Source organism: Alsobacter soli (assembly GCF_003004785.1).
GTDB classification, from domain to species: Bacteria; Pseudomonadota; Alphaproteobacteria; order Rhizobiales; family Beijerinckiaceae; genus Alsobacter; species Alsobacter soli.
Genome location: NZ_PVZS01000012.1, coordinates 44,736 through 68,674, shown reverse-complemented (window position 1 = coordinate 68,674; position 23,939 = coordinate 44,736). Strand labels below are relative to the sequence as shown.

At 70.0% G+C, this 23,939-nt stretch carries 19 protein-coding genes; 9 read left to right on the top strand and 10 right to left on the bottom strand.

Going from position 1 to position 23,939, the window contains the following annotated elements; translation table 11 throughout:
* The first annotated feature begins 197 nt into the window (after positions 1–197).
* Entirely contained in the window at positions 198–1,073 is an 876-nt protein-coding gene (locus tag SLNSH_RS12645; protein WP_106337449.1) for a patatin-like phospholipase family protein, read from the top strand.
* Here the strand turns inward: SLNSH_RS12645 and SLNSH_RS12640 are convergent.
* The gene (locus SLNSH_RS12640; RefSeq protein WP_106337363.1) at positions 1,045–1,473 is read right to left on the bottom strand and encodes a nucleoside deaminase; all 429 of its coding nucleotides are present in this window, start codon (positions 1,471–1,473) and stop codon (positions 1,045–1,047) included. The two genes, SLNSH_RS12645 and SLNSH_RS12640, sit on opposite strands and share 29 nt — an antisense overlap.
* Positions 1,474–1,563: 90 nt before the next feature.
* On the opposite strand from SLNSH_RS12640, the gene SLNSH_RS25225 reads away from it, so the two are divergent.
* Complete coding sequence (locus SLNSH_RS25225) at positions 1,564–3,636, top strand: pseudouridine synthase (protein WP_245422312.1); 2,073 nt, start codon at positions 1,564–1,566, stop codon at positions 3,634–3,636.
* Positions 3,637–3,639: 3 nt separating this feature from the next.
* Complete coding sequence (gene rsmD, locus SLNSH_RS12630) at positions 3,640–4,194, top strand: 16S rRNA (guanine(966)-N(2))-methyltransferase RsmD (RefSeq protein ID WP_106337362.1); 555 nt, start codon at positions 3,640–3,642, stop codon at positions 4,192–4,194.
* A gap of 200 nt (positions 4,195–4,394) precedes the next feature.
* On the opposite strand, the gene mutL is transcribed toward rsmD, so the two are convergent.
* The 3 genes from mutL to SLNSH_RS12615 form a co-directional block, all read right to left on the bottom strand.
* Complete coding sequence (gene mutL, locus SLNSH_RS12625; protein ID WP_106337361.1) at positions 4,395–6,305, bottom strand: DNA mismatch repair endonuclease MutL; 1,911 nt, start codon at positions 6,303–6,305, stop codon at positions 4,395–4,397.
* A 227-nt stretch (positions 6,306–6,532) separates the two neighbouring features.
* Entirely contained in the window at positions 6,533–7,642 is a 1,110-nt protein-coding gene (locus tag SLNSH_RS12620) for an ABC transporter substrate-binding protein (RefSeq protein WP_106337360.1), read from the bottom strand.
* Between the two features lie 82 nt (positions 7,643–7,724).
* Positions 7,725–8,375 (bottom strand): TetR/AcrR family transcriptional regulator, encoded by a 651-nt coding sequence (locus SLNSH_RS12615; protein ID WP_158266749.1) that lies wholly within the window; start codon positions 8,373–8,375, stop codon positions 7,725–7,727.
* 79 nt (positions 8,376–8,454) lie between these two features.
* Here SLNSH_RS12615 and SLNSH_RS12610 point away from each other — a divergent pair, with 79 nt between their 5' ends.
* The 6 genes from SLNSH_RS12610 to SLNSH_RS12585 all read left to right on the top strand — a co-directional run bounded on the left by SLNSH_RS12610 (position 8,455) and on the right by SLNSH_RS12585 (position 15,416).
* Entirely contained in the window at positions 8,455–9,708 is a 1,254-nt protein-coding gene (locus SLNSH_RS12610; protein WP_210202512.1) for a sarcosine oxidase subunit beta family protein, read from the top strand.
* Positions 9,709–9,718: 10 nt separating this feature from the next.
* Positions 9,719–9,997 carry a sarcosine oxidase subunit delta gene (locus tag SLNSH_RS12605; RefSeq protein ID WP_106337357.1) on the top strand — a complete coding sequence of 93 codons (279 nt, stop codon included), beginning with the start codon at positions 9,719–9,721 and terminating at the stop codon, positions 9,995–9,997.
* Entirely contained in the window at positions 9,997–12,939 is a 2,943-nt protein-coding gene (locus SLNSH_RS12600) for a sarcosine oxidase subunit alpha family protein (RefSeq protein WP_106337356.1), read from the top strand. The genes SLNSH_RS12605 and SLNSH_RS12600 overlap by 1 nt, the downstream gene beginning before the upstream one ends.
* On the top strand, positions 12,932–13,450 hold the full coding sequence (locus SLNSH_RS12595; protein ID WP_106337355.1) for a sarcosine oxidase subunit gamma family protein: 519 nt from the start codon (positions 12,932–12,934) through the stop codon (positions 13,448–13,450). Before SLNSH_RS12600 ends, SLNSH_RS12595 begins: the two co-directional genes overlap by 8 nt.
* A 123-nt stretch (positions 13,451–13,573) precedes the next feature.
* Positions 13,574–13,951: a hypothetical protein gene (locus tag SLNSH_RS12590; RefSeq protein ID WP_106337354.1), complete on the top strand. Its 378-nt coding sequence runs from the start codon at positions 13,574–13,576 to the stop codon at positions 13,949–13,951.
* 10 nt (positions 13,952–13,961) lie between these two features.
* Positions 13,962–15,416, top strand: a complete 1,455-nt coding sequence (locus tag SLNSH_RS12585) for a methyl-accepting chemotaxis protein (RefSeq protein ID WP_106337353.1) — start codon at positions 13,962–13,964, stop codon at positions 15,414–15,416.
* Positions 15,417–15,430: 14 nt separating this feature from the next.
* Here SLNSH_RS12585 and SLNSH_RS12580 read toward each other — a convergent pair whose 3' ends face one another.
* The 6 genes from SLNSH_RS12580 to ileS form a co-directional block, all read right to left on the bottom strand.
* A complete protein-coding gene (locus SLNSH_RS12580; RefSeq protein WP_106337352.1) occupies positions 15,431–16,678 on the bottom strand; it encodes a TadE/TadG family type IV pilus assembly protein in 1,248 nt (415 codons plus the stop codon).
* Between the two features lie 68 nt (positions 16,679–16,746).
* Entirely contained in the window at positions 16,747–18,027 is a 1,281-nt protein-coding gene (locus SLNSH_RS12575) for a M16 family metallopeptidase (protein ID WP_106337351.1), read from the bottom strand.
* A gap of 84 nt (positions 18,028–18,111) precedes the next feature.
* Positions 18,112–19,434, bottom strand: coding sequence for a M16 family metallopeptidase (locus SLNSH_RS12570; protein ID WP_106337350.1), 1,323 nt, complete (start codon positions 19,432–19,434; stop codon positions 18,112–18,114).
* Positions 19,435–19,545: 111 nt separating this feature from the next.
* Complete coding sequence (locus tag SLNSH_RS12565; protein WP_146140253.1) at positions 19,546–20,217, bottom strand: hypothetical protein; 672 nt, start codon at positions 20,215–20,217, stop codon at positions 19,546–19,548.
* Positions 20,218–20,305: 88 nt separating this feature from the next.
* Positions 20,306–20,833 (bottom strand): signal peptidase II, encoded by a 528-nt coding sequence (gene lspA, locus SLNSH_RS12560; RefSeq protein ID WP_106337348.1) that lies wholly within the window; start codon positions 20,831–20,833, stop codon positions 20,306–20,308.
* A 1-nt stretch (position 20,834) separates the two neighbouring features.
* Positions 20,835–23,879: an isoleucine--tRNA ligase gene (ileS, locus tag SLNSH_RS12555; RefSeq protein ID WP_106337448.1), complete on the bottom strand. Its 3,045-nt coding sequence runs from the start codon at positions 23,877–23,879 to the stop codon at positions 20,835–20,837.
* Positions 23,880–23,939 lie beyond the last annotated feature (60 nt).

Here is a 23,939-nt window from a genome sequence, read left to right as displayed (position 1 = left end):
CGAAGCGCCGGGAAGGGGATCCAAGAGACCACGAGCGATTTACTGACCCGGTCGGGCCCGGCGCGCGGCCCCTGGATCCCCTTCCCCTCCGCCGCTTCGCGGCTCCGGCCGGGGATGACGGCGGAAAGGCTGGGCCATTCCGCGCCGCGCGGCCTGGGCGCATTCCCCCGCGCCCGCGCTGCGCTATGCTCCCGCCCATGACGCACCCATCCTCTTCGCCCCGCATCGCCCTCGCTCTGGGAGGCGGCGGCGCGCGCGGGCTGGCGCACATCGCCATCCTGGAGGCCCTGGACGAGCTCGGCGTGCGGCCGGCCGCCATCGCGGGCACGTCGATCGGGGCGATCGTGGGCGCCGCCTATGCGGCGGGGCTTTCCGGCAAGGACCTGCGCGCCCACGCGGTCTCGCGGCTGAGGGACCGTGCGCAGGTGATGGCGCGGCTGCTGCAGGCCAGGGTGGGCAGGCTCACTGACCTGTTCTCCAGCTTCAGCAACCCAGTGCTGATCGACGGCGAGAAGATGCTCGACCTGTTCTGGCCGGACGCGGTGCCGGACACGATCGAGGAGCTCGAACTTCCATTCCAGGCGGTTGCGACGGACTATTTCGGACGCTGCGAACACCGGTTCGCCAGCGGCCCGCTGGTGACGGCGGTGGCGGCTTCGATGGCGGTTCCGGGCCTGGTGCGGCCGGTCGCGGCAGGGAGCCGGGTCTATATCGACGGGGGGGCCGTCAATCCGCTGCCCTTCGAAGGGCTCGACGGGCCGGACATGGCCGTGATCGCCGTGGACGTCACGGGCGGGCCTGCGACCGAGGTTAAGGCGGCGCCGGAGGCGTTCGAGGCCATGCTGGGCGCGTCGCAGATCATGCAGGGGGCCATCGTGGCCGAGAAGCTGAAGGCGCGGGCGCCGGACATCCTGGTGCGGCCGCTCGTGGACGGGTTCCGGGGACTCGACTTCTTCAGGGCCAAGGCGATCCTGCAGGCGGCGGAGCCGGCCAAGGACCAGCTCAAGCGCGACCTGGAGGCGCTGCTGGCGCCGCCCGCACGGGTCAGCGCCGCCCGGCGAAGAAGGCCCTGAGCAGCGCGGCGGCCTCGCTCTCGCGGATGCCGCCGTAGACCTCCGGGGCGTGGTGGCAGGTCGGCGAGCCGAATAGCCGGACGCCATGCTCCACCGCGCCGCCCTTGGGGTCGCCGGCGCCGAAATAGAGCCGCCGGATGCGCGCGAAGGAGATGACGCCGGCGCACATGGGGCAGGGCTCCAGGGTGACATAGAGGTCGCAGCCGACGAGGCGCTCCGAGCCAAGCTTCGCGGCGGCCTCGCGAATGGCCAGCATTTCGGCGTGGGCCGAGGGGTCGCGGTCGGCCAGGGTGCGGTTGCCGGCCGCCGCCAGGATGGCGCCGTCCTTCACCACCACGGCGCCCACAGGCACCTCGCCCCGCGCGGCGGCGGCCTCCGCCTGCCTCAGGGCCTCGGCCATGGGGTGGGGACGTGATTGCAACGCTGGCGGCCTCTCATTTATTCCGAGATGTCGATACCACTTCCCCCGGAAATGCTCTATCAGCGCGACATGAGCGACAGAACCAACGATCGTGGCGGCGGCGGCAAAGGCCGGCCTCCGGGCAAGGGCGGCGCACGGGGCGGCGCCGGCAAGACTTTCGGCGCCCGCGGCGGAGACCGGCCGGCCAGGGGCCGCGGCGGCGATGAACGGCCCTCTCGCGGCCCGCGCCGCGAAGGCGACGAGCCGCGCGCCAAGCGCTTCGGCGGCGATCGCCCGGCGCGGTCCGAGCGGCCGCGGCGCGACGAGGGGGACCGGCCCTTCCGGGGCAAGCGTCCGACTGGCGAGCGCGAAAGCTTCGGCGAAGGCCGCTCCCGGCGCGAGGACCGGACCCGGACGCGCCCCAAGGCGGCTGCGGCTGGCGAGAAGGTCGCCAAGCCGCGCACCGAATTTTCCGAGCGCATCGCCAAGGTGATCGCTCGCGCGGGCCTCTGTTCGCGCCGGGACGCGGAGGCCTGGATCGAGGCCGGACGCGTCGAAGTCAACGGCGTCACGCTGACGAGCCCGGCCCTGGACGTCTCCTCCAAGGACAAGATCCTGGTGGATGGCGCGCCGCTGCCGAGCCGCGAGCGCACGCGCCTCTTCATGTACCACAAGCCTCGCGGCGTGGTGACGACGGCGCGCGACCCTGAAGGCCGCACCACGGTGTTCGAGGCGCTCCCGCCGGGGCTGCCGCGCGTGGTGACCATCGGTCGGCTCGACATCAACACCGAGGGCCTTCTGCTGCTCACCAACGACGGCGGGCTGGCGCGCGTGCTGGAATTGCCGGAGACCGGCTGGCTGCGGCGCTACCGCGTGCGCGCCTTCGGGGAGATCACCCAGCCGCAGCTCGACGCGCTGCGCGACGGCGTCACCGTGGAAGGCATCCATTACGGGCCGGTCGAGGCCACGCTGGACCGCTCGCAGGGCGACAACGCCTGGCTGACGCTGGGTCTGCGCGAGGGCAAGAACCGCGAGGTCAAGAAGATCCTGGAGCACCTGGGCCTGCAGGTGAACCGGCTGATCCGCCTCTCCTTCGGGCCGTTCCAGCTGGGCGACCTGCCGGAGGGCGCAGCGGAGGAAATCACGACGCGCGTGCTGCAGGACCAGCTCGGCCCCGAGCTCGCCGCGCAGGCAGAGGCGGACTTCGACGCCCCGGTGTTCGTGTACGACGAGGACGATTTCCGCCCGACGGCCAAGATCATCCGCGGCGCGGGCGTGAGCGGCGACGACCGGCCGCGGCGCCGCGGCCGCGACGAGCCCCCCGCGTGGGGCGAGGACCGGGACGAACGCCGCGGGCGTGGACGGGCGGAGGCCGAGGAAGAGGCGCCCCGTCCCAAGCGGCGGCATCCCATGGAGCCGCTGACCAGCATTTGGCGGGCCGAGGACGCCGAGGCCCAGGCCCCGAAGGGGAAGATCCCGCGCCGGGGCGCGGACCCGAAGCTGGCGCGCCAGGAAAGCGCCGACAAGCCGCGGGAGCGTGTCGGCAAGGTGACCGACCCGAAGGGCCGCGCCGTGAAGGTGGAGCGCATCAAGGCGGCGCCGGAGCTCGCCGAGCGCGCGCCTGAAGGCGAGCGCCGCCCGCGTCGGGCGGCGGCTGACCGGCCCATGCGCGACCGGGGCGACCGGCCCGTGCGTGACCGAGCCGAGCGGAGCGAGCGCCCAGCGCGCGCAGGGGGCGAGCGTCCCTTCCGGGGTCGCACCGAAGGCGAGCGCGGCGAGGGGCGGGGGTTCGGCGGCAAGGGCCGAGGCGAGCGCCCGGCCGGTGGCAAGCGGTTCGAAAGCCGCGGGCCGCGGGACGACGGCGGCGGCGGCGAAGGAAAGCCCAAGCAGAACCTCTGGTTCGAGAGCCGCCGCGCCGAAGGCGAAGGCGGCGCGCGCAAGCCGCGGTCGTTCAAGCCGCGCGAGGACCGTGGCGAGGGCTTCAAGCCGCGCGGCGAGCGCGCGGCTGGCGGCTTCAAGGGACGGGCCGACCGTGCCGAGGGCGGCTTCAAGCCCCGCGGCGGCAAGCCGGGCGGCGGCCGGGGCGGTCCGGGCGGCTCGCGTCCTGGCGGCTCGCGTCCTGGCGGCGGCGGGCGTCCGCCGCGGCGTCCGCGCGAGGGGTAAGCGATGCGGATCGTCGGGGGGCGGTTCAAGGGCCGGTCGCTGACCGGCCCCAAGACGCAGGCTGTGCGGCCGACGTCCGACCGGTTGCGCGAGACGATCTTCAACATCGTCGCCCACGCCTATGACGATCCCGTGCCGGGCGCGCGCGTGCTGGACCTCTTCGCCGGCACGGGGGCCATGGGGCTGGAAGCGCTGTCACGCGGGGCCGCCTATGCGCTGTTCGTGGACGACTCGGCCGAGGGTCGCGGGCTGACCAAGGCCAACATCGAGGCGCTCGGCGCCGCTGGGGTCAGCAAGGTGTTTCGTCGCGACGCCACGAAGCTCGGCCCTGCGCACCCGAACCAGCCGTTCGGGCTCGTGTTCTGCGACCCGCCCTACGGCCGCGGCTATGCGCCCCTGGCGCTCGCCTCGGCGCGCGAAGGGGGCTGGCTCAAGCCCGAGGCGCTGGTTGTGGTGGAAGAGGCCGCCGGGGCGGAGTTCTCGCTGCCGGAGGGGTTTCAAGAGCTGGACCGGCGGGAATACGGCGACACGCAGGTGGTGTTCACGAAGCTGGGCTAAATGCTCCGTCCGCCGTCATCCCCGGCGGCGCGAAGCGCCGGGAAGGGGATCCAGGAGACTGGGTCCCATTTCTGTGTTCCGGACAAAGGCAAGGTGGCGCGCGTGGCCCCTGGATCCCCTTCCCCTCCGCCGCTTCGCGGCTCCGGCCGGGAATGACAGCGGCAGGTGGCCCGCCCGATCAAGACGGACGCAACAGTCTTCTACCGCCTCCCGAACAGCCTTTCGATGTCAGCCAGCTTGAGCTCCACGTAGGTCGGCCTGCCGTGGTTGCACTGGCCGGAGAGGGGCGTGGCCTCCATCTCGCGCAGGAGGGCGTTCATTTCCTCCGGCTTCATGCGGCGGCCGGCGCGGACGGAATGGTGGCAGGCGAAGGTCGCCAGCACGTGGTCGAGGCGGTCCTCCAGGGCCAGGGCGCTTCCCCATTCCTCCAGGGAATCGGCGAGGTCGCGGACGAGCGCCGGCACGTCAGCGCTGGCCAGCGCGGCCGGGACTTCGCTGACGGCGATCGCGCCCGGGCCGAACGGCTCGATCACCAGACCAAGGGAGGCGAGCAGGTCCGCCTTCTCGGTTAAGCGGTCGACTTCCACGGGGTCGAGGTCCACGACGGCGGGGATCAGCAACATCTGGCGGGCGACGCCCTGGGCCGCGCGCTCGGCCTTCAGGCGCTCGTAGACAAGCCGCTCGTGGGCGGCGTGCTGGTCGACGATGACCACCCCGTCCTGCGTCTGGGCGACGATGTAGGTGTCGTGCAACTGCGCGCGGGCCGCGCCGAGGGGGCGGGCCAGGAGGTCGGGCCCCGGCGCCGCTTCGGCGGCGCGGGCGTCGGCGACCGGATCGGCGAGGGCTGCAAAGGCGGCCTGGGCGGCTTCGGCGAAGCCGAAGGCAGGGGCAGCGGCGGGCGCGCTCGGCTGGGGGTAGCCGGCGACAGAAGCCGTCCCGACATCGAGGGGGCGACCGCCCGGCTCGGCAGGCGCGGCCGGGCTGGCGCGCCAGTCCCAGTTGGCGTTGCGCGCCGGCTCGCGGCCGGAGAACCAGGAGCGGGCCGGCTGGGCGCCCGTGTGAGCCCGCAAGGCGTCGATGGTCGCAGCGCCGACCGTGTTGGAGGCGCGGTAGCCGGCGTCCGCGATGGCCTGCTTGAGGGCCCCGACCACGAGACCGCGGATCAGCCCGGGGTCGCGGAAGCGGACTTCGCTCTTGCCGGGGTGAACGTTCACGTCCACGAGCCGCGGCGGACACGTGACGAAGAGCGCCAGGGCCGGATGACGGCCCGTGGGCACGACGTCGGCGTAGGCGCCCTTCACCGCGCCGAGCAGCAGCTTGTCGCGCACCGGGCGGCCGTTGACGAAAAGGTGGACCGCGGCGGCCGTGGGCCGATGCGCGGTGGGCAGGCCGGCGAGGCCGGTCAGCCGCGCCTCCTCGCGCCAGGCGTCCACCGGCACGGCGTTGTCGACGAAGTCGCGGCCCATCACCTGGGCGAGGCGCTGGGCCAGCGCGGCCGCGGGATCGCCGGGGGCGGCCGGGTAGTCGAGGGCCGGGGCGCCCTCCCCTCCCAATTCGAAGCGCACGCCGGGGTTGGCCATGGCGAGCCGCTTCAACATGTCGGCGACGGCCTGGGCTTCGGCGCGGTCCGTCTTGAGGAACTTGAGCCGGGCGGGCGTGGCGAAAAACAGGTCGGCGATCTCGACGCGCGTGCCACGGTCGAGGGCGGCGGGGCGGACCGGGTGCTTGAGGCCGGCGTCCACCAGGATGGAGATCCCATGCGGCGCGCCGGCTTGGCGGGTCGCGATGGAGAGGCGTGAGACGGCGCCGATGGAGGGCAGCGCCTCGCCGCGGAAACCGAGCGTATCGATGGCGAAGAGGTCGCCGTCCGGCAGCTTCGAGGTTGCGTGGCGCTCCACGGCGAGGTCGAGGTCGTCCGGGCTCATGCCCAGGCCGTCGTCGACGACGCGAATGAGGCGGCGGCCGCCGCCCTCCAGCACCACCTCGATCCGGCTCGCGCCGGCGTCGAGGGCGTTCTCGACAAGCTCCTTCACGGCGGAGGCCGGGCGCTCCACGACCTCGCCAGCGGCGATGCGGTCGACCAGGACGGGATCCAGGCGGCGGACAGCCATGGTCAGGCAAGGCCCCGCACGAGGCGGGCCTGGGCGGTGACAAAGCGGCAGCTGATTCCCTTGCCGGACATGCCGCGACAATAAGAGCCCCGGCGCTGGAGGGCTAGGCCGCGGCCCGAGCCGCCCAATGAAAACGAAGCCCGGGCAGCCCGGGCTTCGTCGGCTCTAACTCAGTAATGGCAAGTCTCACGCCCGGGCATGTCCCGGGCGTGAGCGCGATACCCGCCTTACTGCTGGATGGCCGCGTACTTGCCGTCGTGCCAGCGGTTGATGTCGTAGCGCGGGTCCTTGATGTCGCCCTTCTGGTCGAAGGTGATCGGGCCGAGCACGGTCTCGACCGGCTTGCCGTCCTTCAGCGCCTTGGCGACCTTCATGGGATCGTCCGAGCCGGCGCGCTTCACGCCCTCGGCGATGGCCTGGATGACGGCGTAGCTGAACAGGGTGAAGCCTTCCGGCTCGTAGTTCTGCGCCTTGAACTGCTCCAGCGCCTTGGCGGCGGTGGGCGAGCGGCGCGGGTCGGTCGGGAAGGTGAACATGGTGCCCTCGCCGGCCGGGCCGGACACGGCCCAGAACTCGGACGTGGCGATGCTGTCGCCGGTCATCAGCGTCGGCTTGTAGCCCTGGTCGGCCGCCTGGCGGAGCATCAGGCCCGCTTCCGTGTGGTAGCCGCCGAAATAGATGAACTCCGCGCCCAGCGACTTCAGCTTGCTGACCACCGCGCCGTAGTCCTTCTCGCCGGCGTTGATGCCGTCGAAGATCACTTCCTTCACGCCGGCCTCGTTCAGCTTCTGCTTCACGACGGTCGCCAGGCCCTTGCCGTAGGCGGACTTGTCGTGGAGCACGGCGATTTTCTTGTCCTTGTAGTGGCTGGCGATCCACGGGCCGATGAAGGCGCCCTGGGCGTCATCGCGGCCGTAGAGGCGCATGATGGTCGGGTTGCCCTTGTCGGTCAGGGTCGGGTTCGACGAGGCCGGGCTCATCATGAGCACGTTGTTCTCGGCGTAGACGTCCGCCGCCGGGATGGACGCGCCCGAGCAGGCGTGGCCGGCTACGAACTTGATCTGCTGGCCGACGATGCGGTTGGCCACCGCGACGGCCTGCTTGGGATCGCACTGGTCGTCCTCGACCACGATCTTGATCTTGCGCCCGTTGACGCCGCCCGCCTCGTTGATGAGCGCCGCGGCGTTCTCAGCCCCGCGCTTCTGCTGCTCGCCGATGGTGGCGACCGCGCCGGTCATGGGGCCGACCACCGCGATGGTGAGATCCTGCGCGCGGGCGACGGCGGCGGACATGGACAGGGCCGCCGCGGCCAGGGACAGGATGAGGCTGGTGCGCATCGTGTTTCACTCCTCAAGTCGGGCGACGAAGCAAGGCGCATGGGTCGCCCGGGGTCGCCATACAGCCTTGTCTGGACATGGATCAATCGCGACCTTCGGTCCCCACCTCCGATTTCTCGCCGGACTGCTCCAAACCTGCCGGAACGGGGAAGCCCGCGAGAACGCGGAAATAGACCGGCAGGAGTTTGCGGCGGAATGAAGCCGACTCCACGATGTGGAGCGCGTAATAGCCGACCTGGTGGTAGTAGAGGATGCGGGCGCGGACCTCGGCCTCCAGGGCCTCGTAGCCGATTGCGGCGAAGAGCCCGCGCAACAGGGCGACCCGCTCGTCATCCACCTCGCGCACCCTGGCGTCGACCTCCGGCGAAGATCGGGCCCAGTCGCGCAGCGCCGCGTCGTAGCGGGGGTCATAGCGCTGCTCGTCCAGCCACACCTCGCTGAAGCGCAGCAGTTGGATCTGCGGCTGGCCAGGGCGACTGGCGATGGCGGCCACGAAGGGGGAAATGGCGGACAACCGCCAGTCCTCCAGCAGGGCCGCGAGCAGATCCTCCCGCGACTTGAAGTGCCAATAAAAGCTGCCGCGGCTCACGCCCATGGCCCTGGCCAGGACATCCACCTTCACGGCCGCGACGCCCTGCTCGACCAGGGCGGAGCGCGCGGCCGCGACCCAATCGGCTCGCCCGAGGCGCTCGGTCCCCGTCGGGCTGGCCGGCTGTTTCCCCAGTTTCGCCATGGCGGTCCCCTTGCTGCGCCCAAGAACCATACAGTAGTGTATGGAGAAGACCATCTCTGCTATGACCGGGAGCGATCCAGTGAAGCGCTACAGCGCGGCGAGCCTGTTCACGGAGGGGTTCCGCGGCCATACGGGCTGGGAGCGGGCCTGGCGCCACCCGGACCCGAAGCCCGCCTATGACGTGGTGATCGTGGGGGCCGGCGGGCATGGGCTCGCCACGGCCTACTACCTCGACAAGGAGCACGGCATCACCAATGTCGCGGTCGTCGAGAAGGGGTGGCTGGGCGGCGGCAACACCGGCCGCAACACGACGGTCGTGCGCTCGAACTATCTCTACCCGGAGAGCGCCGCGCTCTACGAGAAGGCGCTGCAGCTCTACGAGGGGCTCTCGAAGGACCTCAACTACAACATCATGCTGAGCCAGCGCGGCATGCTCGAGGTCGCGCATTCGCGGCACGAGCTCGAGGCGTGCGCCTATTGGGCCAACGCCATGCGGCTCAACGGCATCGACAGCGAGGTGTTGACGCGGGACGAGGTGATCGCGCTCGTGCCGGGCATCAACGCCGGGCCCGGCGCCCGCTATCCCGTCTGCGGCGGCTACATCCAGCGCCGGGGCGGCATCGCCCGCCATGACGCGGTCGCCTGGGGTTACGCCCGCGCGGCGGACGCACGGGGCGTGGACATCATCCAGAACTGCGAGGTGACGGGCTTCCGCCGCGACGGGGCCGGAACGCTCGTCGGCGTCGAGACTACCCGCGGCTTCATCGGGGCCAAGAAGGTGGCGCTGGCGGTGGCCGGGCATTCCAGCGTCATGGCCGAGCGGGCAGGCTTCCGCCTGCCAGTGAAGAGCTATGCCCTGCAGGCCATGGTGACGGAGCCGGTGAAGCCGATGCTCGACACCGTGGTGATGTCGCTCGCCACGGGCGTCTACATGAGCCAGTCCGACAAGGGTGAGCTCGTGATCGGCGGCGGGCTCGATCTCTACGGCAGCTACGCGCAGCGTGGGAACTTCCCGACGATCGAGAAGGTCGTCGCCTCCGCCATCGAGCTGATCCCGGCGATCGGCCGGCTCAAGCTCATGCGCACCTGGGCGGGCATCGTGGACGTGACGCACGACTCCTCCCCGATCATCGACCGGGCGCCCGTGCAGGGCGTCTACGTGAACTGCGGCTGGGGGACCGGCGGGTTCAAGGCCATACCGGTGGGCGGCTACACGCTGGCCCACCTCCTCGCCCGCGACGAGCCGCATCCGCTCGCTGTCCCGTTCAGCCTCAGGCGCTTCGAGAGCGGGCGCCTGATCGACGAGGCCGCGGCCTCCGGCATTCCGCACTGAGGGCGCCGCCATGCTGCTGATCACCTGCCCCGAATGCGGCGCGCGGCCGGAGACGGAGTTCGTCTGCGGCGGCGAGACCCACATAACGCGGCCCGGCCCCTTCGCCGAGGTCCCGGCGGACGTGTGGGCCGGCTACCTGTTCCACCAGGCGAACCCGCGCGGGAAGCTGCGCGAGCGCTGGCGCCACCAGGCGGGGTGCGGGCTGTGGTTCAACCTCGTCCGCGACACCGTCACCCACGAGATCACGTCCGTGTACCGCATGGGCGACCCCAAGCCGGAGATCGCCTGATGGCGCGCCTGCCGCAGGGCGGCCGTATCGACCGGTCGCGTCCCCTCGCCTTCCGGTTCGACGGCCGGACCTATCATGGCTTCCAGGGCGACACGCTCGCGTCGGCGCTGCTCGCCAATGGCGTCTCGGTGGTGGGCCGCAGCTTCAAGCACCACCGCCCGCGCGGCGTCCTGGCGGCCGGAGACGACGAGCCGAACGCGCTGGTGCAACTGGAGCCGGGCACGCCCTACAGCGAGCCCAACGTCAGGGCGACCCGGGTGGAGCTCTACGACGGGCTGACCGCCCGGAGCGTCAACGCCTGGCCCTCGGCCCGCTTCGACGTGAACGCCGCGACGGGGCTGCTGGGACGGTTCATGCCGGCGGGCTTCTACTACAAGACGTTCATGTGGCCGGACTGGCGCCGCTTCGAGCCGTTCATCCGGCGCGCGGCGGGGCTGGGCGTGGCCGAGGCGCCCTTCGACCCGGAGCAGGCCCTCAAGCGACACGCCCACTGCGACCTGCTCGTGGTGGGCGCAGGGCCGGCCGGCCTGGCGGCTGCGCGAGCCGCGGCGGCTGGCGGCGGGCGCGTGATCCTGGCCGAGGTCGAGGCGGACCTTGGCGGATCGCTGCTGTCGGACCCGCATGCGACGATCGAGGGGCAGCCTGCCCGTGCCTGGGTGGCCGAAACGGAAGCCCTGCTCGCCGAGGCGCCGCATGTCACGGTGCTGCGCCGGACGACCGTGACCGGCTACTACGACCACAACGAACTCGTCGCGGTGGAACGCCTGGCGGACCATCTCGCCCCCGCCGCGCGGCGCGGCCGGGCGCGGCAGCGGATCTGGCACATCCGGGCCAGGCGCGTGGTGCTGGGGACAGGCGCGCACGAGCGGCCGCTGGTGTTCCCGGACAACGACCGCCCGGGCGTCCTGCTGGCTTCCGCGGCACGGACATACCTGCACCGTTTCGCCGTGCTGCCCGGTTCGCGGGCCGTGGTGGCGACCAACAATGACAGCGCCTACGAGGCGGCTTGCGACCTCCATGACGCCGGAATGCGGATCGCGGCGATCGCTGATTTGCGTCCCGGTGGGCCGGGCGAGGTCGGCGCGTCAGCGCGCGAGCGAGGCATCGAGGTGCTGGCCGGATCGGGCGTGACCGGCGTGCGGGGGCGATCGAGGGTTCGGGGCGTGCAGGTCTCCCCCGCCGGCGAACCAGAACCCGGGAGGTGGCTGGAGGCGGACCTGTTGCTCATGTCCGGCGGCTGGACGCCGGCGGTTCACCTGTTCTCGCAGTCCGGCGGCGCCCTGGCCTATGACCCGGCGCTAACCGCCTTTCGGCCGGACCGATCGGCGCAGGCGGAGACCTCGGTCGGCGCGGCCGCCGGGCGGTTCTCGCTCGCCGAGGCGCTGGCGGACGGGCACGCGGCGGGGGGCGGCGATCCGACCTCCGCGCCGCAAGCCGGGCCAGCGCCAGAGCCCGCGCCCATCGCGGCGGCATGGCGTACGCCCGGCGCCGTCGGCAAGCAGTGGGTCGACTTCCAGAGCGACGCAACCGAAGCCGACGTCGCGCTGGCGGCGCGCGAGGGCTTCATCTCGGTGGAGCATCTCAAGCGCTACACCACCATCGGCATGGCCACCGACCAGGGGAAGACCTCCAACGTCAACGCCCTGGCGATCCTGGGCGAGGAGACCGGTCGGCTTCCGCCGGAGGTGGGCACGACCCGTTTCCGGGCCCCCTATACGCCCATCACCATGACCACGGTGGCGGCGGGCGCGCGCGGCGACCTGTTCGCGCCCCGGCGCAAGACGCCGCTTGACGCCTGGCACCGCGAGCACGGCGCCGTCATGGAGGATTTCGGCGCCTGGAGCCGGCCGGACGTCTATCTCCAGCCGGGCGAGAGCCACGAGGCGGCCGCCCGGCGCGAGCACCTGGCGGTGCGCCAGGGCGTGGGCCTGTTCGACAGTTCGCCCATCGGAAAGATCGCGGTGAGCGGGCGAGACGCTGCGCGCTTCCTCGACTTCATCATCGCCAACCGGATCGCGAACCTGGGAGTCGGAAAGGCGCGATACGGGCTGATGCTGACCGAGCATGGGGTCGTGTTCGACGATGGCGTCACGTTCAGGCTGGGGGAGGACAGCTTCCTGCTGAGCCCGTCCAGCGGCGCGGCCGCGCGGGTGTACGCGTGGCTGGACGAGTGGCGGCAATGCGAGTTCCCCGACTGGGACCTGCGCATCGCCGACCTCACCACCGCCTGGGCTGCAATCGCGGTGGCGGGACCTCGCGCGCGGGATCTCGTGCGCACGCTGCCGGCCGGGTTCTCGTGGGAGGCGGCGGGCTTCCCGCACATGACCTTGCGCGAGGGCGCGGTCGGAGGCGCGCCGCTTCGGGCGTTCCGGGTGAGCTTCTCGGGCGAGGTGCAATACGAGTTGCAGGTTCCGGCCTCCTATGGGCTGTCGCTCTGGGAGCACCTGATGAGGGCCGGCGCCGCGCATGGGGTCACGCCGGTGGGCGTGGAGGCGTGGCTGCGGCTGCGTCTGGAGAAGGGCTACATCCACGTGGGCTCGGAGACGGACGGCAATACCTTGCCGGACGACATCGGCTTCGGCCCGGCGCTCGCGGCCAAGCCGGGCGACTTCGTGGGCCGGCTCTCGCTGCTGCGCGAGAATGCGTTGGACCCGGACCGGGAGCAGTTGGTGGGTCTCGAGAGCCTCGACGGCGACAAGCTGCCGGTGGGCGGCTGCCTGTTCCGTGGCCCCGCCTTCAACCCGCCGGTCGAGAAGCTCGGACGCGTGACTTCGAGCGCCTTCAGCCCTGCGCTTGGACATCCGGTGGCGCTGGGCCTGCTCAAGCGGGGCCGATCGCGGCATGGCGAGGTGCTGAATGTGTTCTCGCAAGGATGGATCGGCCGCGTGCGGGTGACCTCGCCGGTATTCTACGACCAGAAGGGAGAGCGGCTGCGTGGCTGATCTTGCCCTGACGCGCCACATGGGCGCGCCGCGCCCTGCGCTATCGTGGAACGGCCTCTCCGTTTCACACGCTGCCCACGGGCGCCTGACCCTCGCCATCGGGCTCCATCGGCCTCCCTTGCCGAGGCGGGTGGGCGAGATCGCGGCCATTGACGGAGCCCAGGTGGTGGCGCTGGCGCCGGACCGTTGGCTTGCAGCGGGGGAGGATTCCTTCGGCCAAGCCGCGCCTGCTCTTCCACCGGATCTCACGCTGCACGACGTCACGGACGCCTACGCTGGCGTAAGGATCGACGGCCCTCTCGCGGAGGCCCTGCTGGGGGCTGCGACCGGGATCGACCTGGGGCCCGACGCCTTTCCCGTGGGCCAGGCCCGGCTGACGGAATTCGCGAAGACACGCGCCGTCCTGCTCCGGCAGGCAGGAGGCTCCTTCGACGTCTTCTTCGACAGCTCGGTCGTGGATTCTATCTGGGAGTGGGCGGCCGTAAACGGGGCGCTGGTCGCGTCCGCCTGAGGCGCGCGCCCCTGCGACATTTCGCCATGACGCACGCTAAACGCGCATCGCTTAATCGCCGATCGTTTAAATAGAAACTTCATGAGTTGAGAGGCATTTGGGCCCATCTCCCGAGGTGCACCAGTGCCGCCTGCGCTCTCCATTCATCAGGTCGACGCTCCTGGCTCCATGGTCCATGACCCTGACGTCGAGCCTCGGCTGCTGACCCAACTCGGGGTGGTCTGCGGCTGCATTCTGCTCGTCGCCGGTCCGCTTCTCGCCGTGCGGCTCGCGCCGCCGCCGACCGGGCCCGTGGCCGTTTTCACGAACCCGTTCTCGTCGGAAAGCGCCGCCGACATCGTTGCGCGAAGCGGCGGACAACTGGTGCGCGGCGGTCCGTGGCGCTGGATGGTGATCGGCGACTCGCCGGATCCCGGCTTCCGGGAACGGCTCCGACCCGAAGGCGCCTGGCTGGTGACCACGCCGATCAATCCGGCCGCCTGCGCCTTCTCCCGAAGCTGAGCGCCTCGCCATGACCCTGACCGCCCTTCGCGCGTGGGTGGCTCCGCGCCTCCTCGCCTTCGTCTGGCTCAATGCGCTGCTCGTCATGGGCCTGGCGTTCGGCCGCGGCCTCGACCATGCCTGGACGATATCGGCTGTCGCCGTCGCGCTCGCGGCTGTCGCCTCCCTCATTGCGCAGGCGCAGGGTCCCAGGTTCGCGACGCGCGCATTCACCTCCGTGGCGCTGTGCGGCTTCGGAGCGCTCTACCTCGCCTGCGCGGAGGGCAGCGGCGTCATCCTCGACGTGCACATGACGTTCTTCGCGCTGCTGTCCATCGCGGCGGCGTGGTGCTGCTGGCGTTCGCTGATGGCCGCGGCCCTGTTCATCGTGCTGCACCACTTCGTGCTGAACGAACTCTACCCATCCGTGGTGTTTCCGGCCGCGTCCAGCATGTCACGCGTGCTGCTGCACGGAGGCATCGTGGCGGTGCAGGTGGCGGGGCTGTGCCTGCTGACGGACCGCCTGGCGAAGGCCTTCAAGGCCAGCAAGGCTGCGTTGAGCGAAGCGGAAGCTGCGCGGGCGCGCGCCGACCATCTTGCGCGGGACCACCAGGCCATCGCCGAGCGCGAGAGCCGGGCGCACCAGACCATCGTGGAGCTCGCGCGTTCGTTCCCGGCCACGATCGCCGAACTGCGCGCCGCCTTCGACGCGGCCGCGCGGGAGATGCACGACACCAGCCAGCAGCTCGCGGCGATGTCGTCGGAAGCCTCGGAACTCGCCGGCAAGGTCGAGCAGTGCGCCGCGGCGACCGCCGAAGGCGCTCCCATGGTGCAGATGGCCACCCAGGAGCTGACCAGCGCCATCGGCGGCATCGCCGAGCGCATGAGCGACACCGCCATCCTGACCTGCGAGGGCCGCGACAAGGCGTCCGAAGCGGATCGTCAGGCGGACGAGCTCGCCCGCTCCATCGAGCGCATCGCCTCCTTCGTGGACATCATCCGCAACGTAGCCAATCAGACCAATCTTCTGGCCCTCAACGCCACCATCGAGGCGGCGCGCGCCGGCGAGGCCGGGCGCGGCTTCGCGGTCGTGGCGGGCGAGGTGAAGATGCTGTCGGCCCAGACGGCGTCCGCCGCCGTGGCCATCGAAAGCCAGGTCGCGGAGGTGATCGCCATCTCCAAGCGGGCCGTGGACGGCGTCCGCTTTTTCTCGACGGCGCTCGACAGCATCGACGAGAGCGCCATGGAGATCGCGGCTTCCGTCGAGGAGCAGCACGCGGCCATCCAGGAGATCGCCAACGCGGTGAGCTTCATCTCGGACGGCGCCGAGCGCATGAAGGAATTCTCGGCCAAGGCCGCGACGGCGGCCGAGCGGACCCGGCACAACGCCTTCACCACGGGGAGCGCGGCTTCGACGGTCCAGGCCGCCGCCGCGCGGCTCAACGATGACGTCGAGAAGTTCCTTGAGAGGCTTGTGGGGACTTAAGTCCGACGCCGGGATCACTGCGTGAGGCGGGTCGTCTTCACGCTCTGCTTGAACAGCTCGATCATGGTGTCGGTGAGCGATTGGGACGGGTTCACCTCCGCGTAAAGCCCTGGGCTTGCGCAAGCCTGCATCCGGGGGCCAATCAGATTCTGGAAGGGGCGGATCTGGTTCTCATAGAATTCATTGCCCGGTAGCGGCAGATAGGTCGTGTACAGGGCGGCGATCTTGATCCCACGCGCCTTCATGGCGTCGCAGATGGATGGATCCACAGGCTGCTCGCAACGTCCGCTGTCGTGGAGGGATTGCCAGCAGGACTCGGCTCCGCGCTCGTCCGCCACGCCGTCCGAGACGAAGAAGAGCACCTTCTGCGGCGCGTCAGGGCGGAAGCCGTCGCCAGCGCTGGGAATCACCTGGTTGGCCGCCCTCAGAATTTTCTGGATGGGGCTGCCGAGGTCAGGGCTGACGTTGAGCATCAGGTCAAACGCGTTAGTGCGGGCTCTGGCAAGGTCCAGATTGGACGTCAGCCCGAAGATCTGGGTCAGCCCGGGGCGGTTCGTGGCCAGCCCGAAACTGTAAGCCGCCATGCGGAGCTGATTGGGCCCGGCGACCGTCTGGCCCGCGACAGCGATCAGTTGCTGGGTGGCCATGCGGAGCGACTCGATCCTGGTGAGCGCTCCGATCTTCTTGGCTTGAACATACATGTCGTCACGCGTGCCCTCATGGCACGCGAAGGCGCAGCCAAGCCTGGCGGTCATCAGGTTGATGTCGCGCGTGGTCGCGCCCAGGCCCATGGACGGCGAGTTGTCCAGCACCAGGTAAACGTCCAGATACGGAGCCCGGGTTTGGGACGCCACGGCCACGCCTTGCGCCTGCATGCTCTGGATGCCGACCACGGCGGTCAAGGTTGTCGGCACCTGCAGGCTGTATCTGATCCGGGCGCTTCGGGTCAGTCCCTGTTCGCTGATATCGAGGCTGACGCCGGTGATCTGGGCGCCGCCGATGCCTTGGGTCAGGGTCGTGAAGACGTCGAGGCCCATCCGCCTTGCTTCGTCGACGGACTTGGAAGCGCTCTGGCTGTTGGTCGCAGCAAGCACCGCTGCGTCGGCCGCAGCTTCGACTTTGCCTTTCGCCGCCACCACGCGGGAGTAGTCGATCGCGGCTCCGGCGGCCAGGATCAGCGGAACGGCCGCTATGGCGAACATTACCGCCACGCCGCCCTTGTCCTGCCGTATGAACGCGCCGACCCTGCTGAGGAGAGACATACCCGCCAACCATCATCCGTCTGAGTTGATGGATGATATTGCGCCGAATGCCTTAAGCTAAGTTTGCGCTAAAGCCCGACCGGCTGTCCGACCACGGTCACGAGCAACCGCCCGTCGCCGAGCAGGCGCTTGGCGACGCGCTTGGCCTCTTCCAGCGTCACGGCCTGCACCAGCCCGTTGCGACGGTCCATGTAGTCCAGCCCGAGGTCATCGAGCTGGATGCGCACCAACTGGCTGGCGATCTTGGTCGAGGTGTCGAAGTTCAGGGCGTAGGAGCCGACCAGGTATTTCTTCGCCTTGTCGAGTTCGTCAGCTGTCGGGCCGTCGTCGGCCATGGACCGGATCTCGCTTTCGATCAGCGCCAGGCTCTCGGCCGTGCGCTCGTTCTTGGTCGAGGTGCCGCCCAGGAACAGGGCCGAATGCTGCAGGGGCGCCAGGTGGGAGTAGACCGAATACGCGAGCCCGCGCTTCTCGCGCACCTCCCGGAACAGGCGGGCCGAAAAGACGCCCCCGCCCAGGATGTGGTTCACCACCAGGGCCGGGATCCAGTCGGGATCGCGACGGGCCAGCCCAGGGCCGCCGAAACGGAGGGAGGACTGCGGTATGTCGAGGGGGATCACCTTGCGCGATCCGACCCCGGCGGGCGCCACGTCCGGCACCGGATTGCGCTTGGCTGACGCCGGAAGCCCCCCGAACACATGGTCCAGAGCCTCGGCAAGGGCGGCGGCGTCGATGGCGCCGACCACGCCGATCCTGATCGCGTCGCGCGCGATGATGCGGCCCTGGTAGGCGAGCAGGTCATCCCGCGCGATGCGCGGCAGCGACTCGAGCGATCCATGGACCTGCTTGCCATAGGGATGGTCCGGGAACGCCGCCTCGAAGAACGCGCGGCTCACGACAGAGTCCGGGTCGTTCATCTCGTGCCGGATGCCGGCCTCGATCTGGTGGCGCACGCGCTCAAGCGGCTCCTCATCGAGGCGCGGCTCCATCAGGCTCAGGCGCAGCATCTCGAACGCCTCGTCCTTGCGCTTGGCGAGCGTGCGCAGGTGGCCTGAGAAGACGTCCCGGTCCGCGTGGAAGCGCAACTCGATGGCGCACTCGTCCAGGCGCTCGTGGAACGCGGCCGAGTCATAAGGCCCGGCGCCCTCGTCCAGGATCCCGGAAAGGAAGTAGGCCACGCCGGACTTGTCGGCAGGGTCCTGGGACGAGCCTCCCAGCGCGGCGAATTCGAGCGCGATCAGGGGGACGGTGTAGTCCTCGACCAGCCAGGCCTCGACGCCGGACTTCGAGACCACCCGCTGGATGCGGGAGGCGTGAGAGGTTCGCTCGGGTGCGGCAGGCGCGTTCATGAGAGACTCAACCGTTGGTTCGCGAGCCGGGAGCCTTGCCCCGCCCCGCTTGCATCAGGGACGTTCGGACGCGAACGCCGCGGCTCAGGCAGCCTCGTCCTTGACGAGATAGCCGCTCACGCAGCGCCGCGCGTCGAGCCATTGGGCCGCGGCGCGTCGGACGTCATCGGCCGAGACCTTTTCGATGTCCGAGGGCCAGCGCGCGACATCCCTGACCGTGCCGCCGGTGGCGAGGGTCGACCCGTAGATGCGCGCCAGGGAGGCCTGGCTGTCCTGGGCGTAGACGGTGTCGGCGATCAGCCGCGTCTTGGCGCGCTCGAGCTCCTTCTCGTCCACGCCCTTCTCGACCAGTTCGGCGATCGCGGCGACGAGATCCTTTTCGAGATCCTCGAGCGCGACGCCCGGCCGGGGCACGGCGTAGAGGACCAGGCGACTGCGGTCCACGGCCGTGCTCTGGTACCAGCCCCCTGTCCCGACGGCGACGCGCTTGTCCATCACGAGCCGGCGGTGCAAGCGGCCGGTGGCGTGGGCGCCCAGGATCTGGGTCAGCACGTCGATGGCTTCGGCCTCGCCAGGCTGGGCGGTCGTGTAGGACGGGACCAGGAACCCGAGTTGCAGCGAGGGCTGCTCGACCTTGGGGTCGGCGAGGCTGACGCGGCGATAGGCTCTGGTATCGGGCTCCTGAGGCCGGCGGCGCACCGGGGCGTCGCCGCGGGCCGAAATGCGGCCGTATGTCTTCTCGGCGAGGGCCTTCACCTCGTCGGCCTCGACGTCGCCGGCGACGACCAGGATGGCGTTCTCGGGCGTGTAGAAGCGCTTGTAGAACTCCAGCGCATCGGCTCGGCCCAGGGATTCGATCTCGTGCATCCAGCCGATGATCGGTATTCCATAGGGGTGGTGCGTGAAGAGCGCGGAGGCCACCGACTCGCCGAGCTGCGCGCCCGGGTCCGTCTCCACGCGCATGCGGCGCTCCTCGAGAACGACGTCGCGCTCGGGATCCACCACCTCGTCCGACAGCACGAGGTTCGACATGCGGTCGGCCTCAAGGTCCATCACGGCGCCGAGATGCTCCTTGGCGACACGCTGGTAATAAGCGGTGTAGTCGAGCGACGTGAAGGCGTTCTCCTGGCCGCCGAGCTCCGCGACGATGTTCGAGAATTCGCCCTGCGGGTGATTGCTGGTCCCCTTGAACATCAGGTGCTCAAGGAAGTGGGCGATTCCGGACTTCCCGATCGGATCGTCGGCCGAGCCGTTGCGATACCAGATCATGTGGGTCACGACCGGCGTGCGGTGATCGGGGATGACGACCACCTCGAGTCCATTCGCCAGCTTGAAGTCGGAAACCTGCGGGCCCTCGCCGCGGACAGGGGCGGACGGGTCGGCGGAGGGAGCTTCGGCTGCGGTCATGCGAGTCCGTTCTGCATGTGCGAGGGCCCGGTCATCGGGAACAGTGATGACCTAACATAGAGAGGGGCCCTGCCTTTCGACAGGGCCCCGTGCGATCAGGCGTCGGAGAGCCTATTCGGCGCTCTGCTTGCGCCACATCTGGTAGGGGCTGGCTTCTTCGTTGTCGCTCAGCTTGCGCTGGGCCTGGGCCTTGGGCATCGCCAGGCTGCCACGGGCGTTCGGCGCGCGATATCCGACGGGCGGATCAGTGAGGTACTGCCGCTCAGGCTCCTCGCCGGCGACCATCTGGTCCTTGTCCGTCTTGGCGCTCAGCTTGCCCTGAGCCTGGGTCTTGTTCGGTCCGGCCCAGAACTCGGCGCGCAGGTCATCCTTGTAGGGGTTGCCGGGGCCGTCGTTCGTGTGCGCGCCGGCCATGCGACCGCCCCGCATCTCGTAGACGCTGAGCGGCTTGCCCTCGTTGAGCTTGTAGGTCTGCGTCTCGTGGACGGGCACGCGGGCCTCGGCGGCCTTCTTGCGCTCCCTCACCACGTCCGGGTCGGTCGGCCAGTTAGCGGTGCGGCCGGCGCCGGCCTGCTGGGGCGCGCGCAGCTCCATCTTGGGCGGAACGACCAGCGGCGCCCGCTCGCGATACTCGATCTCAGGCTTGTCGTCGCTCTGCAGGCCGAGGAAGCCCATCAGGCTGTTGAGCGTCTCGCTCTGCGCCATCGCGGGCGAGCCGAACGACAACGACGCCGCCATCGCAGCGGCCGCCAAGGCCAGTCTTGCGGAGAGCTTGAACATCATCAACGCGAATCCTTTCGCCGCCAGCTCTGCAACTTTCGCGAGCTGGATGCCCGCCCAACGCGGCCAATTCAAGGCGCTTCCGCCCTGGCTAGATGCCTGCTCCAGGATCGACCCCGGCGGCGCCCGGCCCGGCGGACCGCTCTTTGCGGCCTTCGACGAGGACCGAGTCATACAGAAGCAGGGCCACGCCCGCAACGATGGCCGAGTCCGCCACGTTGAAGACGTAGGGGAAGAACGGGATCCAGTAGAGCAGAACGAAGTCCGCGACGGCCCCATAGACGAGGCGGTCGACGGCGTTGCCGAGGGCGCCGCCGATCAGCAGGCCGAGCGCGAGCGCCACCAGGGCGGACTTGGCCCGCATGAGCCAGACCGACAGCCCGACGGCCGCGACCACGGACACGGCGACGAGCAGGTAGCGGCCCAGGTCGGCGTGCTGCTGGAAGAGGCCGTAGGAAATCCCCCGGTTCCAGACCATCACGAGCTCGAACAGGGGCGCGATGCGGATCGGCGGGCGCTCCGGCAGGCGCAGCCCGTGGAGGATCCAGGCCTTCGAGGCCTGGTCCGCCACGAAGGCGACCAGCGCGACCGACGCGCCTATCCGGGTCCAGCGCGCCATGTCAGGCGGCAGGCTTGGCGGCGTGGGCGGCGTCCCATTCACGGAGCGCAGCCGCATCGCGCGGGGTCACGTCGGGGTAGTCCGGATCGGCGCCGATCTCTGTGGAGAACTTCCACGAGCGGGCGCACTTGCGCCCGGGCGCCGGCTTGGAGACCACCGCGACTCCGGGAACATCCTCCATGCGGAAGGCGCCCTCGGGGCCCTCCCCTTCCATGAGGATGAGGCCCGACGTGATGCACACTTCCGCCATGTCGACGGTGGCGAGCAGGGCGCGCAGATCCGCGTCGGCGACGTAGAGCTCGGGCGCGGCCTCCAGCGATGCGCCGATGCGCTTCTGGGCGCGCTCGATCTCCAGCGCGCCGGTGACGACGCGCCGCACCCGGCGGATCCTCCCCCACTTCTCGGCTAGAGCGTCGTCGCGCCAGGCGGCCGGAGTATCCGGGAAGGTCTCCAGGTGGACCGAGCCGCTGGCGCCCGGGTTGCGGGCGAGCCAGGCCTCCTCCGCGGTGAACACCAGGATGGGAGCCAGCCAGCCGTTCACGCGCCGGAACACGGCGTCGATGACGGCGAGCGCCGCGATCCGGGTCTCGCTGGAGGCCGGGTCGCAATAGAGCACGTCTTTGCGGACGTCGAAGTAGAAGGCCGACAGGTCGCTCGTCATGAAGGCGCTGAGCAGCGCAATCACCTTCTTGTAGTCGAACTCCGCGTAGGCCTCGCGCACCTGCCCGTCGAGCTCCGCCAGGCGGTGGAGGATGAAGCGCTCCAGCTCCGGCATCTGCATCGGGATGGGCGCGTTCGGGTCGTAGTGCGCGAGCGTGCCCAGCATCCACCGGACGGTGTTGCGCAGCTTGCGATAGGTCTCGACGAAGGTCTTGAGGATCTCCTTGCCGATGCGCAGGTCGTCCGAGTAGTCGGACGCCGCGACCCACAGGCGCAGGATGTCGGCGCCGGCCTCCTTGATGACGTCCTGCGGCGCCGTGACGTTGCCGAGCGACTTCGACATCTTCTGGCCCTTCTCGTCCAGAACGAAGCCGTGGGTCAGCACCACGTCATAAGGGGCGCGGCCACGCGTGCCGCAGCTCTCCAGCAGGGAGGAGTGGAACCAGCCGCGGTGCTGGTCCGAGCCCTCCAGGTACATCACCGTGTCCTTGCCGCCGTCCACCACGCGCTTCACGCCGGCGAGGCCCGGGAAGTGCTCCGGGTCCTCCAGGGTGAAGGCGTGGGTGGAGCCGGAGTCGAACCAGACGTCCAGCACGTCGTAGACCGGCGTCCACGCGGAAGGGTTATCGACCAGGCCCTCCAGGAAGCGGCGCGGGTCGCCCTCGAACCAGGCGTCGGCGCCGCTCTCGGCGAAGGAGGCCTTGATGCGGGCGGTCAGTTCGTCGCTCTTGGCGAAGTTCGGGCCGGGGGCGAGTTCCACCACGTTGCCGCTGTCGTCCTCGCGGACGAAGACGGTGATCGGCACGCCCCAGGCGCGCTGGCGCGAGATGACCCAGTCCGGCCGGTTCTCGATCATGCCGTTGATGCGGTTCTCGCCCGTGGCCGGCACCCATCGGGTGTGGCTGATGGCCGTGAGCGCCACCTCGCGCAGCGTCTTGTTCCCCAGAGCCGGGACGGTCTTGTCCATGGCGATGAACCACTGGGGCGTGTTGCGGAAGATGAGCGGGGCCTTGGAGCGCCAGGAGTGCGGGTAGCTGTGCTGCAGCCGGCCACGCGCGATCAGGGCGCCGGCCTGCACCAGCTTCTCGATCACCTTCTTGTTGGCGTCGCCTTCCTTGCCCTTGTCGTCGAGCACGCGGGCGCCAGCGAAGATGGCCACACTGGGATAATAGGCGCCGTCCGGGCCCACCGTGTGGGGCACCTCGGCCGTGCCGGCCTCGGCGAAGACCTGGCGGTAGTTGATGAAGGTGATGTAGTCGTCCGCGCCGTGGCCCGGCGCCGTATGGACGAAGCCCGTGCCGGCGTCGTCGGTCACGTAGTCGGCCGGCAGCATCGGGACGGCGAAGTCGTAGAAGCCCTTGGCCTCCGGCATGCCGTGGAAGGGATGCGAGCAGGTCTGGATGAAGGCAGGGTCGAGGTCGCGGATGCGCTCATAGGCGTCCACCTTGGCGGCCTTCATGGTCGCCTCGACCAGCTTGTCCGCGATCACATAGAGGTCGCCCACCTTGGCCCAGTTGCCCTCCGGCGCGGCGAGAACCTTGTAGAGGCCGTAGGCGACCGTCTTGGAATACGCGATTGCGCGGTTGGCCGGGATCGTCCAGGGCGTGGTGGTCCAGATCACCACCGAGGCGTCGCTCAGCGACACGTCCGACGTGTCCCGCACGGAGAACTTCACGAAGATCGTGGTCGACTGGTGGTCGTGGTACTCGACCTCGGCCTCGGCGAGCGCCGTGCGCTCCACGACGGACCACATCACCGGCTTGGAGCCGCGGTAGAGTTGCCCGGTGGCGGCGAACTTCATCAGCTCGTGGGCGATCTGGGCCTCGGCCGGGTAGGCCATGGTCTGGTAGGGGTTCTCCCAGTCGCCGGTGATGCCGAGGCGCTTGAACTCCTGCCGCTGCACGTTCAGCCAGTGCTCGGCGAAGGCGCGGCATTCCTGGCGGAACTCGACGACGGGCACCTCGTCCTTGTTCTTGCCTTTGGCGCGATACTGCTCCTCGATCTTCCACTCGATCGGCAGGCCGTGGCAGTCCCAGCCCGGCACGTAGTTGGAGTCGTAGCCCAGCATCTGCTGCGACCGGGTCACGAGATCCTTGAGGATCTTGTTGAGCGCGTGGCCGATGTGGATGTTGCCGTTGGCGTAGGGCGGGCCGTCGTGCAGCACGAATTTCGGGCGGCCGGCCGCGGTCTCGCGCAATCGCTTGTAGAGGTTGCCCTCCTCCCAGCGCTGGAGCAGCTTGGGTTCGGCCTGCGGCAGGCCGGCGCGCATCGGGAAATCCGTCTGCGGCAGGAAGAGGGTCTCGGAATAGTCGCGGCCGGGCTTTTCAGCGTTGTCGCCGGCAGAAGTCCGGGCCTCGCCGGCAGGCTTTGAAACGGCGTCGTTCATCAGGTGCAACCGCTATGTGCCGGCCGCGATGGGCGGCGGGCGAGAGACGTTCGGGCGAAA